The sequence below is a fragment of the Streptomyces sp. NPDC004838 genome (genome assembly GCF_053600955.1).
The window spans coordinates 1-4572 of sequence record NZ_JBSGAW010000071.1 but is presented as its reverse complement, the minus strand read 5'-3'; the positions used below and the strand labels follow the sequence as shown (position 1 = coordinate 4572).

Sequence of the window (4572 nt, the reverse complement as noted above, 5' to 3'; positions counted from 1 at the left end):
GCCCGCACCATCACACCGGACGCAGGATCCAGCCGCCCCACCGCCTCACGCGCCACCCGGCCCGCAACCTCATCCAGATCACCAGTCACCGCGTCTACGCGGGTGACCAGCGCACCCAAGTCCACCGAACCGGGCTCGACCAGGAGCGTGAACGCCTCACCCACCCGCGCCCGCAACACCGCATGCGCGTCCAGCACCGCACCCAGCCCAGCGCCCAGCACCTCCACCCCCAGCCCCGGCGGAGCCCCGACCACCGCCCACTGCGCGAACCCCGGCGCAGCGGCGTGCTCCCCCAGCGTCCGCATCACCGGCGTCCACGGCACCACACCCACACCCGAGTCGGCCTCGGCCGCAACAGCATCGCCGCTCGCCGTTCCCGCCACCGCGGCAAGCCCCGCAGGGGTCGTCTGGGCGAAGACGTCCTGCACCTTCAGCGCCAGCCCCGCGCGCCGGGCCCGTGCCACCAACTGCATCGACATGATCGAGTCGCCACCCAGCTCGAAGAAGCTGTCCTCGACCCCGACCCGTTCCAACCCCAGCAACTCGGCGACCAACCGGCAGAGGATAGCCTCCGCCTCCGTCTCCGGCTCGCGTCCGGTGGTCCGCTCGGCGACTTCCGGTGCGGGCAGGGCCGCCCGGTCGAGCTTGCCGTTCCTGGTGACGGGGAGGGCGTCGAGCGCGAGGACGGCGGTGGGGACCATGTAGTCCGGCAGCCGGGTGGCGGCGTACGTGCGCACATCGTCGGAGTCCACGCCGTTCGGGCCGTCGGGAATGACGTATCCGGTGAGGCGGACCTCTCCCGTGTGATCGGCCATCGCCGTCACGACGGCCTGGGTCACCGACGGATGCGCGGCGAGCGCCGCCTCCACCTCGCCCAGCTCCACGCGGAACCCACGGATCTTCACCTGCGCATCCGCACGCCCGACAAAGACCAGCGCCCCGTCATCGGTCCACCGCACCAGATCGCCGGTCCGGTACATCCGCTCACCCGGCACGAACGGACACGCCACGAACCGCTCCGCCGACAGACCCGCCTGACCCCAATACCCCAGCGCCAGACCCTCACCGCCCGCGTAGAGCTCACCGGTCACGCCAGGCGGCACCGGTTGCAGGAACGCATCCAGTACGTAGGTACGGCGGCCCGGCATGGGCCCCCCGATGGGCAGCACGGAGCCCAACGGCTCGTCGGGGCGCACCTGGTGCCAGGTCACGCACATGGTCACCTCGGTCGGCCCGTAGCAGTTGCGGACCGCCAGGCCCGGGCAGACCTCCCGCACCCGGGCCGCCGACGCGGCCGGCACCACGTCACCGCCGCTCAGCACCTCGCGCAGGCCCGCGAAGCACTCCGGCGCCTCCTCGGCCAGGGCCCGGAACAGGCCCGCCGTCACATGCACCGACGTCACACCACCGGCCACGTACGCCTGCATCCTGCGGCCGTCGAGGATGCCGGGCTCGGCGAGCACCACGCGCCCACCCGCGGCCAACGGCACCCACAACTCGTACATGGACGCGTCGAAGGCGTGCGGCGCGTACATGAGCACCGTGTCGCCCGGCCCCACATGCCACTCACGCTCACCGACCAGCGCGGCCGCGCTGCCGTGGGGCACCGCCACACCCTTCGGCACACCCGTCGAGCCAGACGTGTACATCACATACGCCACATCACCCGGACCGACCCGAACCACGGGCGCGTCCCCGCAAACGGCCAACTCGCCCACGACAGCGGCCTCATCCACCACCACGACCCGCACGCCGACACCCTCCGGCACCACCGCGCGCGTCGCCTCCGCACACACCACCACCACCGGAGCACAGTCCGCCAGAACCAGGGCCACCCGCTCCGCCGGAGACCCCGCATCCACAGGGACATACGCCGCCCCCGCACGCCACACCCCCAGCAGCACCGCCACCAGATCCACGGACCGCTCCATCACCACCGCGACCCGATCACCACGCCGCACACCCGCACCCGCGAGAAACGACGCCACACGACCCGACGCCGCCCACAACTCCCCATACGACAACGACCGATCACCCTCCACCAACGCCACCGCACCCGCCGACACCCTCACCCGCCCCTCAATCAGCTCCGGCACGGAACCCTTCAGGACCCCACTCACCGCCGCACTCGATCCGCCGAGCACTGCCACACGCTCCGCCGCACCCAGCACACCCACCCGGCCCACCGGCGCGAGCGGATTCCGCAGCATCTCCTCCAGCACCCCCACCACACGCCGGGCGATCAGGCCGGCCTGCTCCCGGTCGAAGAGATCCGGTCGGTACGTCACCACCACGCGGAGCCGGTCGGTGGGGACGACGCCCAACGCCAGCGGATAATGCGTGCCCGCCACGGTGTGCAGCCGGGTGATCGTCACGTCGTCGGCCGACCGGTCGGAACCGGAGAGCGCGACGGATCCGCGCGGGTAGTTCTCGAACATCAGCATCGTGTCGAACGTCGCGCCGGGGCCGCCGAGTTGCTGGATGCCGGGCAGACCGAGGTGTTGATGGGCGATCAGTGCGGCCTGCCGTTCCTGGAGGTCGGTGAGCAGCCGCTCCACCGGCTGGTCGGCGTCGAGTCGTACGCGCACGGGGAGGGTGTTGATGAACAGGCCCACCATCGACTCGACGTCCGGCAGCTCGGCAGGCCGGCCCGCCACGGTGCCGCCGAAGACGACATCCGTACGGCCCGCGAGGCGCGCCAGCACCAGCGCCCAGGCGCCCTGCACCACGGTGTTGACCGTCAGGCCACGCGAGCGCGCCCACTCGGCGAGCTCCGCGGTCCGTTCCAGGGACCACTCCTCCCAGACCACGTCCGACGTCGTCGGCCAACTGCCCACGGCCGCAACGGCGGGGGCGGCAGCGGGGGCGACCAGTGTCGGCTCGTCCGCGCCGGCCAGCTCCTTCTGCCAGGCGGCGCGCGCGGCCTCCTTGTCCTGGCGGCCGAGCCACACCAGGTAGTCCCGGTAGGAGGCCACGCGCTTCAGGGTCGGGGCGTCACGGCCGTCCGCGTAGACGGCGGACACCTCGTTGAGGACGATCGGCATCGACCAGCCGTCCAGCAGGATGTGGTGGCAGGTGAGGGCGAGCCGGTGCCGGTTGTCGCCCAGGCGGACCAGCAGCAGGCGCAGCAGGGGCGGCTTCGTCAGGTCGAAGCGCCGCGCCAGGTCGCTCCGGGCCAGCCGCTCGGCCTCCGCCAGGGCCTCGGACTCCGGAAGTCCGGAGAGGTCGGCCTGCTGCCACGGGAGTTCCGCGTGCCGCGCGACGACCTGGACCGCCTCACCGGAGTCCTGCTCGTGGAAGCCGGCCCGCAGTGCCGGGTGCCTGGCGAGTACCGCCTCCCAGGCCGCGCGCAGACGTGCCGTGTCGAGTGGGCCGTCGAGGGCCAGCAGGCGCTGCGTCTGGTAGACGTCCGGCCCCTCGTCGTCGAAGGCCGCGTGGAAGAGCATGCCTTCGTGCAGCGGTGACAGTGGCCAGACGTCGGCCAGGTCGGGCACCCGGGCTTCCAGCTCCGCCACGCTGTCCCGGCTGAGGCGGACGAGGGGGAAGTCGGACGGGGTGTGGCCGCCGGCGGCGGGGTTGGTCGTGTGCGCGGCCAGCGCGCCGAGTACGTCCATCCATGTCTGGCCCAGCTCCTGCGCCGCCGCCTCGTCGAGCAGGCCGCCGGGCCAGCTGAGGGTGACGGTCAACTCCGGTCCGTCGGGGCGGTCCTGGACGGTCGCGGCGGCTTCGAGGGTGTGCAGGGCGGGTGTCTGCGGTGGGATCGAGCCGCCGATCGCGGTCTGGCCGGTCAGCTGCCAGGCATCCACGGCGGTGGTCGACCGGCGACCGCCTGTGGTGAAGCGGCCCAGGTAGTTGAAGCCGATCTGCGCGGCGGGCAGTTCGGACAGAGCCGGGCTCGTCCGCGGGTTGAGGTACCGCAGCAGCCCGTAGCCCAGGCCGTCGCCGCCGGGCACGGACCGCACCTGTTCCTTGACCACCTTCAGCAGCGCACCGGCCGCCGGTCCGCCCCGCAGCACCTCTTCCAGGTCTACGCCGGTGACGTCCAGCCGTACCGGATGGCTGCTGGTGAACCAGCCGACCGTGCGCGACAGATCCGCACCGGCGACAGGTTCACGACCATGCCCCTCGACATCGACCAGCACGCCGCTCGCGGTCTCCGGCCGCCGGCGCGCCACCGCCCCCGCCAGCCCCGCCAACAGCACCTCATGCACACCACAGTGGAAGAGCGAGGGCGCCGCATTCACCAACTGGGCCGCGTCCTGCGCCGGGACGGTCCAGGACCGGTGCGTCATGGTCCCGGCCGTGTCCACCGCCGGGTCAAGCCTCCGCTCCCCCAGCAGGACATCGGGCACCCGCGACAGTTCTGCCCAGGCGTCCAACTCTGCGGCTCGGTTGTCCTGGGCGGCCTCGGCGGTCAGCAGGTCGGCCCACCTCTTGAACGACGTTGCCACCGGGTCGAGTTGAGGCGACCGGCCCTCGGCTACGGCCTCGCAGGCGGCCTGCAGGTCCGGCAGCAGGATCCGCCACGACACCCCGTCCACCACCAGGTGATGCACCACCAACACCAACCGG

The 4572-nt window shown here is 72.4% G+C and carries 1 protein-coding gene; it reads right to left on the bottom strand.

The genetic code is table 11. The annotated features are described in order from the left end of the window. Positions 1 to 4556: amino acid adenylation domain-containing protein (locus tag ACWEFL_RS36025; protein ID WP_451721325.1), on the bottom strand; the 4556-nt coding region annotated here is incomplete at its 3' end. Between the last annotated feature and the right edge of the window lie 16 nt (positions 4557 to 4572).